Source organism: Bradyrhizobium sp. WSM3983 (assembly GCF_000473045.1).
Taxonomy (GTDB): Bacteria; Pseudomonadota; Alphaproteobacteria; order Rhizobiales; family Xanthobacteraceae; genus Bradyrhizobium.
In genome coordinates this window covers 255756-276102 of sequence record NZ_AXAY01000008.1, presented here as the reverse complement: position 1 = coordinate 276102, position 20347 = coordinate 255756, and the positions used below count along the sequence as shown (strand labels likewise).

Here is a 20347-nt window from a genome sequence, read left to right as displayed (position 1 = left end):
AGGCGCCAATATAGGGAGGCGGATTCAAATGGATATGGGCTGGGCGAGGTCGTCCCCGCTGTTCGCGGTACTGGAACAGGTGCTGTAGAGTGGGCAAGGGCGCACTTGCGCCGTGCCCACCATGTTCGTCACCCCGATCGCCGGTTTGATTGGTGGGCACGCTTTCGCTTTGCCCACCCTACGGCACCGTGTTCGAGGCCGGCCTACGCCACGCTCTCCAAAAACGCCTCTTCCGCGGCGTGGACCGCATCGGGCGTGCCGACATGCATCCATACGCCGTCGAGGCGGAGGCCGAACAGGCGCTCCTGCTCATTGGCGCGGTCGAACATTTTCGTCAGCGAGAACTCGCCCTGCGGCGCATCGGCGAAGATCGCCGGCGACAGGATGGCGGCACCCGCATAGACGAACGGAACTATCTCTTTTTCCTTGCGCTTGCGGAGCGCACCGTCGGGCAGCATGCCGTAGTCGCCGCGGCCGCCATAGCCGATGCTGGTCGCGGTCGGCGCCATCAGCAGCAGGATGTCCATGCGCTCGGGGTCAAAATTTTCCGCGAGCCGCGTCAGGTTCGAGCGCACGCCGTCGATCCACAGCGTGTCGGAATTGACATGGAAGAACGGCGCATCGCCGAGCAGCGGCAGCGCCTTGACCACACCGCCGCCAGTGCCGAGCACCTGGTCGCGCTCGTCCGAAATGATCACGCGCGGATGCTGGCGCTTTGCAGTGTGGTCGATGATCTGGTCGGGCAAATAGTGCACATTGACCACTGCCTCGGTCACGCCGGCCTGGCCGAGCTTGTCGAGCACGTGGTCGAGCAGCGGCTGGCCAGCCACCGGCACCATCGGCTTCGGCATCCTGTCCGTCAGCGGACGCATGCGCAGGCCGAACCCCGCGGCGAGCACCATGGCTTTGGTCGGTTTGACAGACATGCTTCGCTTTCTCGGACCTCTAAATTCGCGTTTGCAGCAATCCTAGCACGAACCGGAGTCAGCCGCATCGCAACCGAACCGCCTTAACCAGCCGCCGTGACGGTTGTGCGACGTGTGTTGCCGTTACGCCCCGACGGCTGTGGAGCGCGCCTTTTTCTTCTTGTCGCCGACTTTCAGGAAATTGACGCCGATCTGGTCGCCATTGACCCAGGCCAGTTCGCAGCGCCGGTAAGCTAACCCGGTCGACGACAGCAGCAGAAAAAATTCCTTCAGGTGCAGGCCTTCGACCGAGCCGTCGATGGTCAGCTTGGCGCCGCTCTCGGAGACGTCCTCCATGGTGCATTCGCGCCGCCAGGTGCCGTCGATCCCCATCATCTGGGCCGGAATCCCGCGTTCGAAAACAACTCGACTGTTCCCGCGATGGTCCGTCTTGACCGCCATCTGCCCTTGCTCCAGCCCCCTATTTGTCCGGCTGCCTGCGGGCGATGATACCGGTGTGATGGCTAACAGCCGGTAAACCGGTTCCGGCTCAGGATTGGGGCGGCGGGACGTTAGCGAGATACCACTCGCGCAATTGCTCGAGCGCCGGATGCGCCAGCGAGCGCTGGAGGTAGGTCCAGATCCGCGGCTGGTGGCGCAAATAATGCGGCTTGCCGTCGCGGCGGTTGAGCCGGGCGAAGGTGCCGAGCAGGCGCGTGTTGCGCTGCGCCGACATGATGGCATAGAGCTCGGCAAAGCCGGCCGGATCGAAGCTCGCATCATCAGCACGGCGCGCCTTGATGTAGCGCGACAGCAGCGTCAGCTCGATGTTCTCGGGCACGTCGATGCGGGCGTCCTGAAGCAGCGAGACGACGTCATAGGAGCGCGGTCCGAGCACCGTGTCCTGGAAATCGATCACACCGACGCGCGCGATGCCGGTGCGCTCCGCAAGCCAGATCAGATTCGGCGAGTGGTAGTCGCGGATGATCCAGGTTTTGGGCGCAGCCAGCGGCGTCTTCAGCAGCTCGCGCCACATCGCGAAGAACTCCGCGCGCTTCTCATCGCTCAGCGGCGCGTTGCGATCGGGCAGATACCATTCCGGCATCAAACCGATTTCAATCAGCAGCGCGTCGGTGTCGAAAGCGGGAATGGCATAGGTCTGCCCGTCCAGCGGCAGCATCTCTGGCAGCGCCTTGCCGTGCAGCACGGCCAGCACGTCGGTCGCGGCTTCATAGCGCTCAGTGATGGGGCGCGGAGGATCGCCTTCGATCACGCCTTCGCCGCCGAAATCTTCCGAGATCAAAAAACCGTGGTCGAGATTGAAATGGTGGATCGCTGGCGCCGAGATTCCTGCAGCGCGCAGGCCTTCGCCGATGGCGACGAAGGGCCTCACGTTTTCCGCGAGATGCACCGCGGCGCTGTATGATTTTCCGTTGTAGATCGCTGCGCCATCGGGGCGCTGCGGCGAGTTCATGAGGATGACGACGCCATCGTCGCGGATCAGCCGCGCATAGGAACGCGTCGAGGCATCGCCGGCCATGCGCTTGCGGACTGCGTCAAGATAGCCGGAGGCATCGAGGAATTCGCGCAGCGATTTCAGCCGTGCGACTACGGCGGCGGCCTTGCCATAGCCGGTGATGTCGGCGGCGCGCGCACTCGAGCCCAACGCAGGGCGATGCGTCAGCGCGATGTCGATGCGGTCGGCGGGCATCGCCGACGGCGCCCGCTCCGGCCATTCGATCAGCACCAGCGTGGCATCCGGCAGTGGCGACAGCCCGATCTCCTCGAGCTCGCTCTCGTCCTCGACGCGATAGAGGTCGGCATGCATCACCGGAAACGCCGGCAGCTCGTAATCCTGCACCAGCGTGAAGGTCGGGCTCGGCACTTCCAGCTCTTCGTCGCCGGCGAGATAGCGGATCATGGCGCGGGCCGCCGCGGTCTTGCCGGCGCCGAGATCGCCGGTGAGCGTGATGGTATCGCCGGGGCCGACCAGCAGCGCGAGGTCGGCCATCAGTTGCGCGGTGGCCGTCTCGTTGTGAAGCGCAACGGAGAATGTGGCCGGCGCGATCATTCGGCGGCGTCGCGATGCGCCGCCTGGTCGGTCGGGAAGTCGCAGATCACGACCGTGCCTTTGCCGACGACCGAATCCACCTGCACCTTGCCGCCATGCAGCTCGACGAAGGAGCGCACCAGCGACAGGCCGAGCCCGGCGCCGCGATGACGCGAGCCCTGCGAGCGGCTTTCAAACCAGTTGAACACCTTGTCCTTCATGTCGGCGGGTATTCCAGGACCGGAATCTGTCACAATGAAGACCACGCTGCGCTCGGTGCGGCGCGCGCTGATCCCGACGGTGGAATCCTGCGGCGAGAAGCCGACGGCGTTGGCGAGCAGGTTATAGAGCACCTGCACCACGCGCTTCTCGTCGCCGACGAAGCTGCCAACATCGGGCGCGATCTCGACCTTGAGGCGGATACGGTCGGTGGCGAGCCGGTCCTGGATGCCCTCGGCGGCGAGCTCGATGGTCTTGCTGACGTCGACCGGGCCGAGTTCCAGCTTCATGGCGCCGGCGTCGATGGTCGCGAGATCCAGGATGTTGTTGGTCAGCGCCAATAGCGCATTGGTCGATTTGGTGACGTAGTCGAGATATTCGGCCTGCTTCGGCGTCAGCGGCCCGGTCGAGGGGTCGCTGAGGAAATGCGCGAAGCCGATGATGGTGGTGAGTGGCGAGCGCAGCTCGTAGGAGACATGGTGAACGAAATCCACCTTCATCTGGTCGGCGGTCTCCAGCGCCTCGTTGCGCTCGCGCAGCGCGCGTTCGACGTTCTCGGTGTCGGTGATGTCGAGGAAGGTCAGCATGGTCGCGCCGTCAGGCAGCGGACGGATCATGCCGTCGAGCACGCTGCCATCCTTGCGCTCCAGCTTGATCGGCACGTCGCCGCGGTTCTCGATCGAGGTGATGGCCTCGCGGATCTGGCGCCAGACCGCGGCGTCGTCGAACAACTGGTGGCACCAGCCCTCGACAGTCTGAATATGGGGTTCCTCGCGCATGGCGTCGTTCGACAGCTTCCACATCCGCAAGAACGCCGGATTGAACAGCTGTGCCTTGCCGTTGCTGCCGAACACGGCGACGCCCTCGGCGAGGCTGTCCAGCGTCTCGCGCTGGACCCGGATCATGCCGTCGAAGCGGCGGGCGAGCTCGAGGCTCTCGGTGACGTCGTCGAACAGGTAGGTGACGCCGCCCTCCGGGTTCGGCGTGGTGACGACGGACAGCGCGCGGCCGTCGGGCAGATACCAGGTGTCCTTGGCGGCCTCGACCGCGCGATAGGCTTCGTGCAGCTTGGCCTTCCAGGCACGGAAGTCCGGCTGCTCCGGCAATTTGCGCGCCGCGCGGAGTTGGTCGAGCACGCTGGAATCATCGGGATTGGCGTCGAGGAAGGCGCGGTCGAGGTCCCACAGCCGCCGGTAGGAATCGTTGTAGAAGGCGAGCCGGCGCTGGCCATCGAACACGGCAACGCCGGAAGAGAGCTGGTCGAGCGTGCGGCGATGCGCCTCCGCCATCCGCACCAGGGCTGCACTCAGCGCGTTCGCCTCGCTGGCGTCGATCGCGACCCCGACGCTGCCGCTGCCGACATTGACGGCGCGCACGTCGTAGATGCGCCGCTCGCCGCCGGTCACGATCGGCAGCCGCGAGGTGAAGCTCGCGGCGTCTTTCAGGCTCCGCTCCATGGCGGTGCGGTCGGCGCTGTCGAGCAGCTCGAGCTTGCGTTCCTGGGCGTCAATGATGCTGGTCGCTTCCGTCGCGCGCACATAGGCCGGATTGGCGAAGGTCAGCGCGCCGTTCTCGCCCTTGGCCCAGATCGGCCATGGCGCCGCGGCGGCGAAGCCCCGCAGCATCTCGGTTTCGTTGGAGAGCGCCTTGTAGCGCAGATTGGTCTCGGCCAGATCGCGCCGCAGGCCGGAGAGTTCGCGAATCCGGACAATGGCTTGGCCGCCGATGGCGCGGCCGAGCGCCTCCAGCGTGTGGCCGTTGGCGGTGGTCAGCGTGAGCTGAAAGCCGTCGCCGCGGTCGCGCAGCGCATCGACGGCGTGATCCATCAGCAGCGCCGGTTCCGGCGGCAGCCAGGTTCCGAACGCGAGCACGCGCTGCGGCGACGAATCGCGCGGCAGCACCATGGAGACGTCGCCCGAAATCTGCGCGCGATCGTCGCCGGCCGGCCAGGAGATCAGGACTTGCGGTTCGGCGAACAGCAGCGCGCCGAAGCGGTCGGACTGCAACTGGAGTTCCCGGATCCGCGCGCCTAACGCCGCCTCGTTCTTGGCCGTGCGCACGCGCGTGCGCATCAGCAGGATCGCGGCCACGACCGAGAAGCCGAGCAAAGCGAGCGCAGTGGCCAGCACCGCGAGTTCCTGCCGGTTGAAGTCCAGCAATATCGAGAGGGTGTCGACGAGGTCGGCGGCCTCCGCCGGCTCAGCCGGCAGCAGCGCTGCGAGAGCGCCTCCTAACAAGCCGCTGCGCGCCAACGATGTGCACGACAGCAGCGTCCGACGCATCGACACGATCACGCCTGACATAGTTGCCCCAAGACCGCACAGATTTACGCGCGGCGACCCCCGCCGCACGCGAATCAAACGACAATACCCTCACCGTGACTCCACCGGTAAGAGTCCAGACCGTGAACGCAAAGGCGGCCACACAAAAATGCCGGGCTCGGGGTTCCGGTCCACGTAGTTCTTCGGGTGATTCGGCTGGAGTTGCCGCGTGTTAGCGTCGGATTACGTGCCACGAAACCGGTGCGCTCCCTCCCCCGCTCGCGGGGGAGGGTTGGGGAGAGGGTGTCTCCAAGATGGGACAATCCCCCAGAGGATAGANCCCTCACCCGGCGCTACGCGCCGACCTCTCCCGCAAGCGGGAGAGGTGTATCCAACACTCAGCTCAGCTAGCGGCCGGTCGAGCCGAAGCCGCCGGCGCCGCGATCGGTCGACGACAGCGTCGCCACGGGAACCAGCGCGGCCTGGACCACGGGCGCGATCACCATCTGCGCGATGCGCTCGCCGCGCTTGATCACGAAGGGGGCGGCGCCGTGGTTGATCAGGATCACCTTGATCTCACCGCGATAGTCAGCGTCGATGGTGCCGGGCGAGTTCAGCACGGTGACGCCGTGCTTCGCGGCAAGCCCCGAGCGCGGCCGCACCTGGGCCTCGTGCCCGGGCGGCAAGGCGATCGCAAGCCCCGTCGGCACCACCGCATATTGGCCGGGCGCGAGCGTCATCGGCTCGCTGTCCGCCACCGCCGCCATCAGGTCGAGGCCGGCGGCTTCCGTCGTCTGATAGGCCGGCAGCGGCAGGCCTTCCGCGTGGGGCAGGCGTTGCAGTTCGACTGTGACTTTGGTGCTCAAGACGCCGGCTCCAGGGATTTGCCGGTCACGCTTTTCACGATATGCGCGACCAGTTCGATGGCGACCTGTTCCTTGGTCATCACCGGCCAGGAATCAACTGTGATCTCGGCGTTGTTCTCAGCATTCTTGCTGATGAGGTGCACGGTGTTGCGGTCGCCGCCCATCACGCCGGTGGCGGGCGAGACGTCGTTGGCGACGATCCAGTCGCAGCCCTTGCGGGCGAGCTTTGACTTGGCGTTGTCGATGAGATGCTCGGTTTCGGCGGCAAAGCCGATCACCAGCGGCGGGCGCTTGTCGGCGAGCTTGGAGATCGTGGCGAGGATGTCGGGGTTCTCGACCAGCTGAAGCGGCGGCATGCCGGCCGAGGTCTTCTTCAATTTCTGCTCGCCTTCATTGGCGACGCGCCAGTCGGCAACGGCCGCGGCAAAGATCGCGATGTCGGCGGGAAGCGCTGCCTGCACCTGCTCCAGCATCTGCCGCGCGGATTCCACGTGCTTCACTGTCACGCCCTGGGGATCGCCAAGGTCCACGGGGCCGCTCACCAGGATCACTTCGGCGCCGGCGGCCTGCGCGGCGGCAGCAATGGCAAAGCCCTGCTTGCCGGAGGAGCGGTTGGCGATGTAGCGCACCGGATCGATCGGCTCGTGCGTGGGACCCGCGGTGATCAGCACGCGCTTGCCGGCGAGCGGCCGCGGCACCGGCGGCCGCAGCAGGCGCTCGGCGGCAGTGGCGATCTCGATCGCCTCGGACATGCGGCCGACGCCGGCTTCGCCGGCCTCGGCCATCTCGCCGGAGTTGGGACCGATCAGCATCACGCCATCGCGCTGGAGCTGCGCGACGTTGCGACGCGTCGCAGCGTTGTTCCACATCAGCGGGTTCATCGCCGGCGCCAGCAGGATCTTGCGGTTGGTCGCGAGCAGGATGGCGCTGGCGAGATCGTCGGCATGGCCGTTGGCCAATTTCGCCATCAGGTCGGCGGTCGCAGGCGCCACCACGACCAGGTCGCAGTCGCGCGCGAGGCGGATATGGCCCGCGTCGAACTCGCTCTGGGGATCGAACAGATCGGTGTAGATGCGCTCATGCGAGAGTGCGCTCACGGCCAGCGGCGTGACGAATTGCTGCGCGGCCTTCGTGAGCACGCAGCGGACCTCGATGCGGCGCTCCTTCAGCCGGCGGATCAGGTCGAGCGATTTGTAGGCCGCGATCCCGCCGCCGATGATCAGGGTGATGCTGGCCACGGGGACGGCGCCGATGCGCTGGGACGGGGAGGCGGTGGATGTCGCCGGCGGGGCCGCAAACGGCGTCAGCGGCTCCTCGCGGCCCTCGATCAGCTCGCCCAGGATGACCCGGACCTCTTCCTCGACCGATCTGCGGTTCTTGGCCGAGCGCAGGCGCAGATAGGTTTTAACGCCCTCGTCGAGCTTGCGGATGGTCAGGCTTGCCATGACGCCCCTCCAGCACGGAATGATAGCGATGCTATCAGCCCCGTGATTGCAGTGCAATCATAGATTCCGGACGGCGATCAGAATGCCGATGAAGGTCGCGGCAATGATCCAGAGCGCCACGGTACGCCAGCGGTTCTTGCGGCCCTCGCTGCGACCCATCGCGGCGATGCTCTCCGGCGACAGCCGTAGGCCCTCCCGCGTCATGGTCTCGAGCTGCTCGAGCACCGCGACCGAGCGCGCGGCAAGATCCGGGAGACGCATCAGGATGCGGGCGAGATCGCCGCCGCCGGCGAGCGCGCCCTGCACCCGGCCGATCGGCCCAAGATTGCGCTCGATCCATTCGCGCACCACGGGATCGGCGACCTTCCAGATGTCGAGCCTGGGATCGAAGCCGCGCGCCACGCCCTCGACCACGACCATGGTCTTCTGCAGCAGGATCAGCTCGGGCCGCGTCGTCATGTCGAACAGGCCAGTGACCTCGAGCAGCAGCGTCAGTAGCCGCGCCATCGAGATTTCCTCGGCGGTGCGGTTGTGAATGGGTTCGCCGATGGCGCGGATGGCCTGCGCGAAATTCTCGACCGAGTGGTGCGCAGGCACGTAGCCCGCCTCGAAATGCACTTCGGCCACGCGGCGATAGTCGCGGGTGATGAAGCCGAGCAGGATTTCCGCGAGGAAGCGCCGCTCCTTCATGCCGAGCCGGCCCATGATGCCGAAATCGACCGCGACGAGACGGCCGGCATCGTCCAGGAATAGATTGCCCGGATGCATGTCGGCGTGGAAGAAACCGTCGCGCAGCGCGTGACGCAGGAAACTCTGGATCACCTTGCGGCCGAGATCGGGCAGATCGACCTGCGATTCCGCCAGGCGCTTGTGATCGTTCAGCGCAATGCCGTCGATCCACTCCATCGTCAGCACGTTGTGCGTGGTGCGGTCCCAGTCGACGGTCGGAATGCGGAAATCGGGATCGTCGCGCGTGTTCTCCGCCATCTCGGACAGCGCGGCCGCCTCGAGCCGCAAATCCATCTCCATCGCGACCGAGCGCGACATGGTGTTGATGACTTCGATCAGGCGCAGGCGCCGGGCCTCGGATGAATAGGCCTCGGCCTTGTGCGCGACGAAGAAGAAATCGGAAAGGTCGCGGCGGAAGCGCGACGCCACGTTCGGCCTGAGCACCTTGACCGCGACCGCCTTGCGGATGCCATCGCGTTCGACCTCGCCGCGATGCACCTGCGCGATCGAGGCGGCCGCCACCGGCGGGCCGAAACTCACGAATACATCCTTCAGTGGCCGTTCCAGCGATGTCGAGATTGCCGCTTCGGCTTCCGCTTGCGAAAACGGCGGCAGGCGATCCTGAAGGCTTTCGAGGTCGCGCGCCATGTTGAAGCCGACGACATCAGGACGCGTCGCCAGGAACTGGCCGAGCTTGAGATAGGCCGGGCCCATCCGTGTCAGCGCGCGCGAGATCCGTGGTCCCTGCTTGTCGCCACGGCGTTCGATGATACGCGCGAGTTTCAGCGCAAGCTGTCCAGGCGGCGGCACCAGGCTCGGGTCGACGGCGCCGAACACGCCCTCGCGCGCAAAGACGAACGCGGCGCGGATCAGGCGCGAAATGTGGGTGATGGCAGAAATCACAAACGCCAGCCCGAATGCAGTGCGACGATGCCGCCGGTCAGGGTCTGAAAGCTCACGCGCGAGAAGCCGGCATCACGGATCATGTCGGCGAAGGCGTTCGGCTTCGGGAATTTGCGGATCGATTCGACGAGATATTGATAGGACTCGGCGTCGCCCGTGACCATGCGTCCGAGCGGCGGGATCACCTTGAACGAAAACAGATCATAGATCTTGTCGAGGCCGGGCATCTCGACGGTGGAGAATTCCAGGCACAGGAAGCGGCTGCCGGGCTTGAGCACGCGATAGGCCTCGCGCAACGCCTTGTCGATCTGCGGCACGTTGCGAATGCCGAAAGCGATCGTATACGCGTCAAAGCTGCGGTCGGCGAAGGCGAGGGCCTCGGCATTGCCCTCGACGAAATCGACCTGGGTATCGAGGTGGCGCTTGGCGGCGCGCTCGCGGCCTACCGCCAGCATGTCGGAATTGATGTCGCAGACGGTGGCATGGAAGCCCGGACCTGCCGCCTTGGCGGCGCGGAACGAGATATCACCGGTGCCCCCGGCAACGTCGAGGAGCGCAAACGGCCGGTCGCTCCTGGGCGGATCCAGCGCGTTGATCATGATGTCCTTCCAGACCCGGTGCAGGCCACCGGACATCAAATCGTTCATCAAATCATAGCGCGACGCCACGCTGTGAAACACATCGTTCACCAGCGTCTGCTTGTCCCCCAGGGGGACGTCCCTGAAACCAAAATGCGTGGTTTCGCCCGGCCGATCCATTACTCTACTCCAGAGGCGGACCATAGCGCGGCCGCCGCAATGGCGCTATCACACCGCCCTCATAAGGTGAATGCCTGACCATGCCTGAATTGCCTGAAGTCGAGACCGTCCGCCGCGGCCTTCAGCCCGTCATGGAGGGTGCGAAAATCGTGGTCGCGGAGGCTCGCCGGCCGGATCTGCGGTTTCCGTTCCAGCCGGACTTCGTGGCCCGGCTCCAGGGGCAGATCGTCATGGGGCTCGGCCGCCGTGCAAAATATCTCATGGCCGATCTCGCCTCCGGCGACGTGCTGCTGATGCATCTGGGCATGTCGGGCTCGTTCCGCGTCATCAAGCCCGACAACGAGGCCGCGCCCGGCGAGTTTCACTATCCTAGGGGTAAGGACTCCGCGCACGACCACGTGCTGTTTCGGATGTCCTCGGGCGCCGATATCGTCTTCAACGATCCGCGCCGCTTCGGTTACATGAAAGTGATCGCGCGCAACGCGCTCGAAGACGAGCCGCTGCTGCGCGGGCTCGGTCCCGAGCCGCTCGGCAACGAATTTGATGCCGCGATGCTGGCGCACTCCTGCGAAGGCAAGACCACGAGCCTGAAGGCCGCGCTGCTCGACCAGCGCGTCGTCGCAGGCCTCGGCAACATCTATGTCTGCGAAGCCCTGCATCGCTCGCATCTGTCGCCGCGCCGGATCGCCGCGACGCTCTCGACCAAGAAGGGTGAGTCGACCGATCACGCAAAGCGGTTGGTCGGTGCGATCCACACCGTGCTGAACGACGCCATCAACGCCGGCGGCTCGTCCCTGCGCGACCATCGCCAGACCTCGGGCGAGCTCGGCTATTTCCAGCATTCGTTCAAGGTTTACGACCGCGAGGGCGAGAAATGCACGACGCCCCGCTGCGGCGGCACGATCAAGCGCTTCACCCAGAACGGCCGGTCGACGTTCTGGTGTCCGAAATGTCAGAAGTAGCCCGCCATGCAGACGCCGCAGCTTGAGACCGAACGGCTGATCCTGCGTCCGCTCGCAATGTCCGACGCGCCAGCGATCCAGCGCCATTTCGACAATTGGAACATCATCCGCCATCTCTCGACAGGTGCCTTGGCCGGAAGTGGTTCTACTGTGCATGGGGTTGTTTTCGACATTTTTGTTCAAGGGCGCGGCCGCCATCGTCAAAAACGCGAAGCGAAGCAATCCGGCCGGGCTGGTGGCCGGATTGCTTCGTCGCCTGGGCTCATTCACCGGATAGCCAAGAGCCCGTCTGCGTCCTGAGCGATCGCCCCGCTCAGGATGCCAGGGTCGTGGTTTCGTTCAACGTGTGCTCGGCGGCGACGAGCAGCATGTCGTCGGCGACCGGGATGACCTGGTCGATCAGAACATTGGTCGCCGAGATGTTGAGCCGGGTCTCGACCCACTGCCAGAGGCCGCGGATTTCCTCGGTCGACTTGCCGTTCGGCGCGAACTCGCTGACGGCGAGGCCTGAGGCGAGCGAGTCCTGGTGATCGTTGCGCATCACGATCATCGGGCGTGCGAGCACCTCAGTGAGATCGAGCGCGGCTTCCTCGGCGAGTGTGTTGGCCGCGTTGTCGATGCGCTGGCCGCGGATCGGCGTCTGGTTCAGTACGAAGCTGTAGGGCCGCTTCCAGGCGCGCGCGACGCTCAGCGTCGAGACGGTCGCCTCGATGTCGGCGACGCTCGGGCGGGCCGGAATCAGGCAGAGGTCGGAATGGCGGATCGCGGCGGTGGTGGCGGCGCTGAGGCCGGCCGCGGTGTCGACGATCGCGAGCTGGAGGCCGCTGTCGGCCAGCATCTTCAGCCGCGGCGCCAAATCTGCGGCGTGATAGATCGGTTCGACGACGACATCGTCGTTGTTGCGGCGGCGCTGCCAGTTGGACAGGGTGCCCTGCGGGTCGGTCTCGATCAGGCGGACGGTGAAGCCGGCCTGCTTGGCGGCCAGCGCGAGGCCGATGGCGAGCGTGCTCTTGCCACTGCCGCCCTTTTGGGTGGCCAGTACGATCGTGTGCATGGAAAGTTGAATCCTTTGGAGTGCCTGGGTCGTTGGGGTAACGCCACGCGAACGTGCATCGCTTCTTGATGCTGAGCTCTTCTCGCTCAGGACGTGCCCTGCCCGATCCAAAGGGGACCGCGGATGTCCGAATCAACGGCTAGGATGATGGCAGAATCGGGAATGCCAGCTAATCCGTACCATTACTGGACCCGTAATCCTGCGTGTGATGTGCTCGCCGCCGTGAATGAAAGGGACAGGCGGCATGGGCGGAAACTGGCGCGACCGGACGGCAACCACCTTCGAGTGCCAGAAGATGCCGGCGGTCTCGGGCCGCGGCATGGTGGTCAGCAACCATCCCTTGGCCTCCAGCGCCGGCGCCGAGATGCTGGCCGCCGGCGGCAACGCCATCGATGCCGCGATCGCCACCCTGTTCACGCTGACCGTGGTCGAGCCCATGATGGTCGGCATCATCGGCGGCGGCATGGCGCATATCCGCCTCGCCGACGGCAGCCACCGTTTCATCGACGGCCAGAGCACCGTGCCGGCGGCGGTCCGCGACACCACCTACACCTCCAGGCCGGGCTCGGCGCACGACGTGTTCGACACCGTCGGCAACGAGAACCTGAACGGCCCGAAGGCGGTTGCAACGCCGGGATCGCTGAAAGCTTGGTGCGAGACGCTGCGCCGGTTCGGCACCATGAGCCTCGCCGAAATCATGCAACCCGCGATCAAGCATGCCGCGCGCGGCTATGCAGCGACGCCTTATTTGCATGAATGCATCAGCGAGAGCGCCGCCGCGATGCGCAAGGACAAGCCGATCGCGGCGATCTATTTGCCTGATGGAGAGCCGCTCAAGGTTGGCCAGCGCGTGGTGCAGGCTGAATATGCCGAGACACTTCGTTATATCGCCGACCACGGCGAGACCGCGCTCTACGAGGGGCCGCTCGGCGACATTCTCGTCGACTACATGGAGAAGGCCGGCGGCTTCATCCGCCGCAACGATCTCACGGCTTACAAAACCGTCGAGCGGCAGCCGATCCGCGCCGACTATCGCGGCTGGACCATCTTTGGGCCGCCGCCGCCCGCGGCCTCCGGCGTGCACATCGCGCAGATGCTGAACATTCTGGAGGGCTACGACGTCGGCGGCCTCGGCTTCGGCACATCAGAGACCATTCACTACCTCGCCGAAGTGCTCAAAATTGCCTTCGCCGACCGCGCTGCGGCCAGCGGCGACCCTGACTATGTCGGCGTGCCCGTGGAGAAGCTGACCTCGAAGGCTTACGCCGAAGAGCGCCGCCGCGCCATCGATCCGGCGTGTGCGCAGGCTTTTGGCGCCGGCGTGTCGCAGCTCGAAAGCGCGCACACCACGCATATGACGGCGGCAGATAGCTTCGGCAATGTCGTCGCGACCACGCAGACCATCAACAATCTGTTCGGCGCCAAGATCATGATCCCCGGTCTCGGCGCCATCGCCAACAATTACATGAACCTGTTCGATCCGCGGCCGGGCCATGCGCTGTCGCTGGCGCCGGGCAAGCGCGTGACGACCTCGATGTCGCCGATGATGGCGCTCCGCGACGGCAAGCTGCGCTACGCGCTGGGGCTGCCCGGCGGAAAGCGCATCTTCCCGAGCGCGATGCAGGCGCTGGTCAATCTGATCGACCACGGCATGAGCCTGCAGGAGGCCGTCGAGGCGCCGCGGGTCTGGACCGAAGGCAACGCCCTCGAGGTCGAGCAGACGGTGCCGGAGGCCGTGCGCGCAAAACTCGCGGCGCTTGGCCACAAGGTCCAGCCCGTCGCGACAGTCGCCGGCGGCATGAACGGCATCGCCTTCCACGACGACGGCACCATGACCGGCGCCGCCTGCTGGCGCGCGGACGGCACGCCGGTCGGGATCTCCGGCGGGCTCGCGAAGAGCGGGATCAGGTTCAGGCTGAGCTGATCATTACTTCCGCACGCAGATCACACGCACGACGGCGGCCTTCGCATCCGTCGACGTGCCGTTCGCGGCGACGCCGTTCGATTTCAGGAAATCGCGCACGGCATCAGGGGAAACCATCACCGCCTGTGATGCCGGCACCGTTGTCGCCGGTCCCGCAACCATTGCCGGCTTCAACAGCACAACGCCGGCGAACTTGCCGTCGCTGTCGATGGCCGGGCCGCCGGAAAATCCAACGGCCGGCGGCGGTGACAGCGCGGAGTCGCCGCCACCGAGCGATGCCAGCGCGCCCTTGACGCTCGACACGCCGGCTGCGCCGCCCTGACTCTGGGGATCGGCGATGCCGACGACATCGACACTCGTCTTCGCGGCGCCGCCTGTCAGGCTGAACGGCTTCAGGCCACGCGCGCCATAGATGTGCAGCAGCGCCAGATCGTGCTCCTTGTCCTCGGCGACGCGGTCGGCATTGCCGTAACCGCCAATGGTGATCGCGAGGCAGGAATCGGTGACGAGACGATCCGTGACAATTGCGCCGTCGTCGCTGACGACGATGCCGGTGCCGTATTCGACGGTCTTGCGCGGCGGCGGTGCGGCCTGCGGTCCGGTCGGAAACGCATTGAATGCGCTCGACATCGCGATCACGACCGGCTCGACCGTGTTCTCGGTCGCCTGGTCGTACAAGATCGTCATGATGCGGACTTCGTCGCCCTTGAAGGTGCCGCGCACGTAAAATTTCTTCAGGCCCTGCAATCCCGACAGCACGAAGAAGTCGGGCTTCACCACGGTGTAGTCGACCTTGCGTCCGGCCGGCTCCTTTTTCTCCAGGTCCGCGAGCTTCGCCGTGGTCGGGTTAGCCTCCTTGCGACGGCTCAGGAGCACCTGCACCGTTCCGGTCGGTGAGGTCCATTTCGAACCATTGGCGTCGGTCGCCTGCTGCGGCACCAGTTTTGAGGGAATGCCGAGCCGCGCGCCGCTGGTCATCTCCGTCACGATTTTCCAGCCGACGCTGTCCTGCTTCCGCCGTGCGGTTTCTGCGAGCGCGGCGCGCTCCTGCGGATTGAGCACGCCGGTCGGCTTGCCGCCCTTGGCCTTCTGGTACGCCCTGATGGCATCGACCATGCGCGAGCTGACATCGCCGGTGATGGCGCCGTTATATTCGCCGACCCAGGCGAGGTCGGACTGCAGCGACAGCCGCTCGGCCTGCGCCATTCCGTCCGCGGTTTCTGAGGGCGTCTGCAATGCGGGCGGGCGGATCGGGACGGTCTGGACCACTTTCGGCTTGCTGCCGGGGAGCTGTGGCGTCGTCATCTGGGCGCTGATGCCTGTGGCGGACGCCAACATCAGTGTTGCCGCAAGCATCGATCTCATGACAAATCCAGCCAGCCCATTGAACGCGCTGCCATTGAAGCACATCTTCTTGGTCGCGAACAATGTTGGGGTGGTTCAGGAGTAGATGAGCTTGCTCAGCCCGGACGAACTCGAACGCTATGCCCGCCACATCGTGCTGCGCGATGTCGGTGGTCCCGGCCAGGCTGCGCTGAAGCGGGCGTCCGTGCTGGTGATCGGCGCCGGCGGGCTCGGCGCGCCTGCTCTGATGTATCTGGCGGCCGCCGGCATTGGCACGCTCGGCGTGGTTGATGACGACGTCGTGTCGCTGTCCAACCTGCAGCGCCAGGTCATCCATACGACGCCTGACATCGGCCGGCACAAGGTCGAGAGCGCGGCCGAGCGAATCGCGGCGCTCAATCCACATGTCCGCTTCGTCGGCCATGCGACCTGGCTCAATGCCGACAATGCGCTCAGCCTGATCGGCGACTACGATCTCGTGCTCGACGGTTCCGACAATTTCTCGACGCGCTATCTGGTCTCGGATGCCTGCTTCTTCGCGAGGCGACCGCTGATCACCGCGGCGCTCGGCACGTTCGACGGCTCGCTCACCACCATCCGCGCGCATGAGACAAACGAGCAGGGCGTGTTCAACCCGACCTATCGCTGCCTGTTTCCGGAGGCGCCGCCGCCCGGCACCGTGCCGGCCTGTGCCGAGGCCGGCGTCATGGGCGCGCTTGCGGGCGTCATGGGCTCGATGATGGCAATGGAGGCGATCCGCGAGATCGTCGGTTTCGGCGACGGCCTGGTCGGCCGCCTCCTGATGATCGATGCGCGCGCGATGCGCTTCGAGACGCTGCGCTATGCGCGCGATCCGGCCAATCCGCTCAATGGCGATGGGCCGGTGATCACTGATCTCAGTGCCCATCGCACCTGATTGAAGCCGCTAAATCGTCGCCGGCCTCTCACTGTCGAGATGCGCCATCTGCTCGGCCGCATAGCGCGTGCCGGCGGCGACGTTCGGCGGGAAGGCTTTTGCCAGCGCGGCGAGATGAGCTTGCGTCAGCGTTAGTTTGGCTGCGCCGAGCGCCTCGGTCAGACGGTTGCGGGTGCGGGCGCCGATCAGCGGCACGATCTCCTTGCCCTGCGCGGCGACCCAGGCGATCGCGACTTGTGCGGGCGTTCCGCCGATCTCGGCGGCAATAGTGCGCAGTTGCTCCACCAGTGCGAGATTGGCATCGAGGTTCGATCCCTGGAAGCGCGGCGTCATCAGCCGGTAATCCCTGCCGGTCTTGCCGGACTCCTTCGACCAATGGCCGCTGATCAGGCCGCGCGCCAGCACGCCGTAAGCGGTAATGGCGATGCCGAGCTCACGGCAGGTCTGCAAAATATTGCGTTCGATGCCGCGCTCGATCAGCGAATATTCGATCTGGAGATCGGCGATCGGATGCACGGCGTGTGCGCGGCGGATGGTGTCGGAGCCGACCTCGGACAGGCCGATATGCCTGACATAGCCGGCCTTCACGAGATCAGCGAGACCACCGATCGTCTCCTCGATCGGAATGCTGGGATCGAGCCGCGCCGGGCGATAGACGTCGATGTGGTCGGTGCCGAGCCGCTGCAGCGAATAGGCCAGAAAATTCTTGGTCGCGGCCGGCCGCGTGTCCATTCCGATGAAGTCACCGGCGGGACCGCGCAGCGCGCCGAACTTCACGCTGATCTGCACTTTTTCGCGCGCGACATTTTTCAGCGCCTCGCCGATCAGCATCTCGTTGTGACCCATGGCGTAGAAATCGCCGGTGTCGAGCAGCGTGATGCCGGCATCGAGCGCGGCGTGAACCGTGGCGATGGCTTCGCCGCGATCGGCGGGACCATAGACCTCCGACATGCCCATGCAGCCGAGGCCAAGGGCGGACACGTTGGGGCCGGTCGAACCGAGTTTGCGTTGTTCCATGATGGCTCTCCTCGAAAAGGCGGCGGACCGCGCCGCGTGATGAGGGCAGATATGCGTCTTCCCGATTACGCAGATAAGCTGGACAATCCGGAATAGCTTGTTCACTTTGGCGAACAATGGCCGATCCTGACCTGCGCGATCTCGACGCCTTCGTGGCGGTCGCCCGCACCCGCAATTTCCGGCGCGCGGCGGTCGAAATTCGCGTGTCCGTATCAAGCCTTAGCCAGCGATTACGGGATCTGGAGGAGCGCCTGGGCGTCCGCCTGATGAACCGCACCACCCGCAGCGTCGCGCTGACCGAGGCGGGAGAGCTGTTGCTGTCGCGGGTGGCCCCGGCCTTGCGCGACGTTGGCGATGCCCTGGATCAGGTCCGGGGCCTGCGCGAGATCGCCTCAGGCCGCCTGCGCATCAACGCGCCGCCGCCGGCGGTCGACCTGGTGCTGGCGCCGATGGTCGGACCATTTCTTAGCGAGCACCCGCAGGTCGATCTCGACATTGTCTCGGAGAGTGGTTTCGTCGATATCGTGAGCGGGGGCTACGATGCCGGTGTGCGCTATGGCGAGCACCTCGCGCAGGACATGGTCGCGATACCGCTGAGCGGTCCGCAAAGCTATGTCGTCGTCGCGTCGCCTGCCTACCTCGCGCGACGCGGTCGGCCGAAGCATCCGAAGGATCTGCTCGAGCACGATTGCATTCGCGCGCGCTATTCGAGCGGCGTCATGCACGATCTGGAGTTCGAGAAGGCCGGCCAGGTCGTCAAGGTCGATCCGCCCGCAAAACTGATCTCGACCAATATGGGCCTTGCGATGCGCGCCGCGCTCGATGGCGTCGGCATCTGGGCGACGCTCGATGGTTATGTCGGCGAAGCCCTAAAATCCGGCGCGCTGGTCAGCTTGATGGAGGATTGGTGCGAGCCGTTCCCGGGCCCGTTCCTGTACTATCCGAGCCGGCGCCAGACACCGCCGGCGCTGCGCGCCTTCATCGATTTCGTCGCCGATTGGCGCAAGCGCGAGCCGCGCGCGAAATAAGCCTCAGAGCATGCTCGGCAGCACGCGATCCGGCGGCTTGTGTGCGTCGAGGAAGGTGCGGATGTTGATGATCACCTTCTCGCCCATCTCGACGCGGCCTTCGATCGTGGCCGAGCCCATATGGGGCAATAGCGTCACCTTGCCGGCTTTCGCGAGCCGCACCAGCTTTGGGTTGACCGCCGGCTCGTGCTCATAAACGTCGAGGCCGGCGCCGCCGATCTCGCCGCCTTCGATCAGCTTGATCAGCGTGTCCTCGTCGGTAACTCCGCCGCGCGCAGTGTTGACGATGTAGGCGTCCTTGCGGATCAGCTTCAGCCGCCGCGCCGAGAGCAGGTGATAGGTTGCCGGTGTGTGCGGACAGTTCACCGAGATGATGTCCATCCGCGCCAGCATCTGGTCGAGGCTTTCCCAATAGGTCGCGCCAAGCTCTTCGGCGATCTTCGGCGCCACGGGACGACGGTTGTGATAGTGGATCTGCAAGCCGAACGCGCGGGCGCGGCGTGCGACCGCCTGGCCGATGCGGCCCATGCCGATGATGCCGAGGCGCTTGCCGCCGATGCGGTGGCCGAGCATCCAGGTCGGCGACCAGCCCGCCCAGGGTTTTCCTTCCGTCAGCACCGAGGCCCCTTCGATCATCCGGCGCGGCACCGCCAGGATCAGCGCCATGGTCATGTCGGCGGTGTCTTCGGTCAGAACCTTTGGTGTGTTGGTGACGGTGATGCCACGGGCATGCGCGGCCTCGACGTCGATATTGTCGACACCGTTGCCGAAATTGGCAATCAGGCGGAGCTTGCAGTCAGGCTGGTTGACGATGTCGGCGCTGATGTGGTCGGTGACGGTCGGAACCAGGATATCGGCGGTGCGCGCGGCTTCCGCGATCTGCTCGGCCGACATCGGTGTATCGTCGAGATTGATGCACGCGTCGAACAGTTCGCGCATCCGGGTCTCGATCGAGTCCGGCAGTTTGCGCGTCACCACGACGAGGGGCTTTTTCTTCACCGACATGTCATGCCCTCATGAGGCGTTGCAGGCCGCCTCTGTCGCCAAAGGCCGGCCGTTGAGGCCTCATTAACCCGGTTGTTCGACACTGCCTTAGCCGTGCCGTCCCCGGCGTTTCCTTCAAGCTCTCCCCCCACTTTCCGGCCGGAAAATCGGGGCAAACTGGTTCTCCAGATGTCCGTCCTCTCTAGCAGAAGGCCGGGCCAAGACAAGAACCACGGGTCAAGGCTTGGCGGAACACCCGCATGGGGCGGGACAGGGGTCTACACGGCAGGTTTTTGGAATTTGGGGTGAGGACCGGGCTTAGGCCTGCGTCTTCGACAGGAGACGGGTTGATGGCGTTGGGGCGTTTTTGTGCGGTGATGGCGCTCGTTTGCACGTGGTTGAGCGCCTCGGTCAGCCCCGGGCACTCGGCCAAGGACGCCACACCTCAGACGGCCAGCGGCCTTCCGGTGCCGCGCTATGTCAGCCTCAAATCGGATCACGTGAATGTCCGCGCCGGCCCGACCAAGGACAATGATGTGGCCTGGGTCTACACCCGGTCCGGCCTGCCGGTCGAAATCACCGCTGAGTTCGAGAACTGGCGTCGGGTGCGCGATTCCGAGGGCGCCGAGGGCTGGGTTTATCACTCGCTGCTGTCGGGCCGCCGCACTGCGGTGGTCACCATGAAGCACAAGGACGACCTCGCGCCGATCTATGATCGCGCCGATCCCGACAGCGCGGTGGCCGCAAAGCTCCAGGCTGGCGTCGTCACGCAGGTGAAAAAGTGCACCACAAGCTGGTGCCACGTCACCGGCAACGGCTTTGACGGCTGGATCCAGCAGGAGCGCCTCTGGGGCGTCTACGCCGACGAGCAGGTGAACTGACCAGTGGTCGTCCCGGCGAAGGCCGGGACCCATAATCACAGGCAGAGCTTTGACGACGACTGGTTGTCATCCAACCACCCGCGATACTCACAACTGCGCCT

The 20347-nt window shown here is 65.4% G+C and carries 17 protein-coding genes and 1 pseudogene; 6 read left to right on the top strand and 12 right to left on the bottom strand.

Translation table 11 applies throughout. From position 1 onward, the window contains the following. Positions 1 to 203: 203 nt before the first annotated feature. The 8 genes from YUA_RS0115740 to ubiE all read right to left on the bottom strand — a co-directional run bounded on the left by YUA_RS0115740 (position 204) and on the right by ubiE (position 10136). Entirely contained in the window at positions 204 to 926 is a 723-nt protein-coding gene (locus tag YUA_RS0115740; RefSeq protein ID WP_027531581.1) for a nucleotidyltransferase family protein, read from the bottom strand. Positions 927 to 1049: 123 nt separating this feature from the next. Continuing rightward, on the bottom strand, positions 1050 to 1367 hold the full coding sequence (locus YUA_RS0115735) for a PilZ domain-containing protein (RefSeq protein WP_027531580.1): 318 nt from the start codon (positions 1365 to 1367) through the stop codon (positions 1050 to 1052). A gap of 88 nt (positions 1368 to 1455) precedes the next feature. Continuing rightward, entirely contained in the window at positions 1456 to 2976 is a 1521-nt protein-coding gene (gene tsaE, locus YUA_RS0115730) for a tRNA (adenosine(37)-N6)-threonylcarbamoyltransferase complex ATPase subunit type 1 TsaE (RefSeq protein ID WP_027531579.1), read from the bottom strand. Continuing rightward, positions 2973 to 5477, bottom strand: a complete 2505-nt coding sequence (locus tag YUA_RS0115725; protein WP_027531578.1) for a PAS domain-containing sensor histidine kinase — start codon at positions 5475 to 5477, stop codon at positions 2973 to 2975. Before YUA_RS0115725 ends, tsaE begins: the two co-directional genes overlap by 4 nt. Before the next feature lie 365 nt (positions 5478 to 5842). Beyond that, positions 5843 to 6301: a dUTP diphosphatase gene (gene dut / locus YUA_RS0115720; protein WP_027531577.1), complete on the bottom strand. Its 459-nt coding sequence runs from the start codon at positions 6299 to 6301 to the stop codon at positions 5843 to 5845. Further along, on the bottom strand, positions 6298 to 7746 hold the full coding sequence (coaBC, locus tag YUA_RS0115715) for a bifunctional phosphopantothenoylcysteine decarboxylase/phosphopantothenate--cysteine ligase CoaBC (RefSeq protein WP_027531576.1): 1449 nt from the start codon (positions 7744 to 7746) through the stop codon (positions 6298 to 6300). Before coaBC ends, dut begins: the two co-directional genes overlap by 4 nt. 57 nt (positions 7747 to 7803) lie before the next feature. Continuing rightward, the gene (ubiB, locus tag YUA_RS0115710; protein ID WP_027531575.1) at positions 7804 to 9378 is read right to left on the bottom strand and encodes a 2-polyprenylphenol 6-hydroxylase; all 1575 of its coding nucleotides are present in this window, start codon (positions 9376 to 9378) and stop codon (positions 7804 to 7806) included. Further along, positions 9375 to 10136 (bottom strand): bifunctional demethylmenaquinone methyltransferase/2-methoxy-6-polyprenyl-1,4-benzoquinol methylase UbiE, encoded by a 762-nt coding sequence (ubiE, locus tag YUA_RS0115705; RefSeq protein ID WP_027531574.1) that lies wholly within the window; start codon positions 10134 to 10136, stop codon positions 9375 to 9377. The genes ubiB and ubiE overlap by 4 nt, the downstream gene beginning before the upstream one ends. Before the next feature lie 80 nt (positions 10137 to 10216). On the opposite strand from ubiE, the gene mutM reads away from it, so the two are divergent. Then, entirely contained in the window at positions 10217 to 11098 is an 882-nt protein-coding gene (gene mutM, locus YUA_RS0115700; RefSeq protein ID WP_027531573.1) for a bifunctional DNA-formamidopyrimidine glycosylase/DNA-(apurinic or apyrimidinic site) lyase, read from the top strand. Between the two features lie 6 nt (positions 11099 to 11104). Beyond that, positions 11105 to 11234, top strand: a pseudogene (locus tag YUA_RS51645) (GNAT family N-acetyltransferase); the annotation flags it as partial. Positions 11235 to 11411: 177 nt separating this feature from the next. Here YUA_RS51645 and YUA_RS0115690 read toward each other — a convergent pair. Next, positions 11412 to 12152: a ParA family protein gene (locus YUA_RS0115690; RefSeq protein ID WP_027531572.1), complete on the bottom strand. Its 741-nt coding sequence runs from the start codon at positions 12150 to 12152 to the stop codon at positions 11412 to 11414. A 244-nt stretch (positions 12153 to 12396) separates the two neighbouring features. Here YUA_RS0115690 and ggt point away from each other — a divergent pair, with 244 nt between their 5' ends. Beyond that, the gene (ggt, locus tag YUA_RS0115685) at positions 12397 to 14076 is read left to right on the top strand and encodes a gamma-glutamyltransferase (protein WP_027531571.1); all 1680 of its coding nucleotides are present in this window, start codon (positions 12397 to 12399) and stop codon (positions 14074 to 14076) included. Between the two features lie 3 nt (positions 14077 to 14079). On the opposite strand, the gene YUA_RS0115680 is transcribed toward ggt, so the two are convergent. Beyond that, on the bottom strand, positions 14080 to 15441 hold the full coding sequence (locus YUA_RS0115680) for a serine protease (protein WP_027531570.1): 1362 nt from the start codon (positions 15439 to 15441) through the stop codon (positions 14080 to 14082). A gap of 91 nt (positions 15442 to 15532) precedes the next feature. Here YUA_RS0115680 and YUA_RS0115675 point away from each other — a divergent pair, with 91 nt between their 5' ends. Beyond that, positions 15533 to 16336 carry a molybdopterin-synthase adenylyltransferase MoeB gene (locus YUA_RS0115675; protein WP_027531569.1) on the top strand — a complete coding sequence of 268 codons (804 nt, stop codon included), beginning with the start codon at positions 15533 to 15535 and terminating at the stop codon, positions 16334 to 16336. Between the two features lie 9 nt (positions 16337 to 16345). Here YUA_RS0115675 and YUA_RS0115670 read toward each other — a convergent pair whose 3' ends face one another. Then, positions 16346 to 17353, bottom strand: a complete 1008-nt coding sequence (locus YUA_RS0115670; RefSeq protein ID WP_027531568.1) for an aldo/keto reductase — start codon at positions 17351 to 17353, stop codon at positions 16346 to 16348. A 116-nt stretch (positions 17354 to 17469) separates the two neighbouring features. Between YUA_RS0115670 and YUA_RS0115665 the strand changes: the two genes are divergently transcribed. Continuing rightward, positions 17470 to 18381 carry a LysR family transcriptional regulator gene (locus YUA_RS0115665; RefSeq protein WP_027531567.1) on the top strand — a complete coding sequence of 304 codons (912 nt, stop codon included), beginning with the start codon at positions 17470 to 17472 and terminating at the stop codon, positions 18379 to 18381. A 3-nt stretch (positions 18382 to 18384) separates the two neighbouring features. Here the strand turns inward: YUA_RS0115665 and YUA_RS0115660 are convergent, their stop codons facing one another. Continuing rightward, positions 18385 to 19386 carry a D-glycerate dehydrogenase gene (locus YUA_RS0115660; RefSeq protein WP_027531566.1) on the bottom strand — a complete coding sequence of 334 codons (1002 nt, stop codon included), beginning with the start codon at positions 19384 to 19386 and terminating at the stop codon, positions 18385 to 18387. A gap of 329 nt (positions 19387 to 19715) precedes the next feature. Here YUA_RS0115660 and YUA_RS0115655 point away from each other — a divergent pair, with 329 nt between their 5' ends. Further along, positions 19716 to 20246: an SH3 domain-containing protein gene (locus tag YUA_RS0115655; RefSeq protein ID WP_027531565.1), complete on the top strand. Its 531-nt coding sequence runs from the start codon at positions 19716 to 19718 to the stop codon at positions 20244 to 20246. Positions 20247 to 20347: the final 101 nt, after the last annotated feature.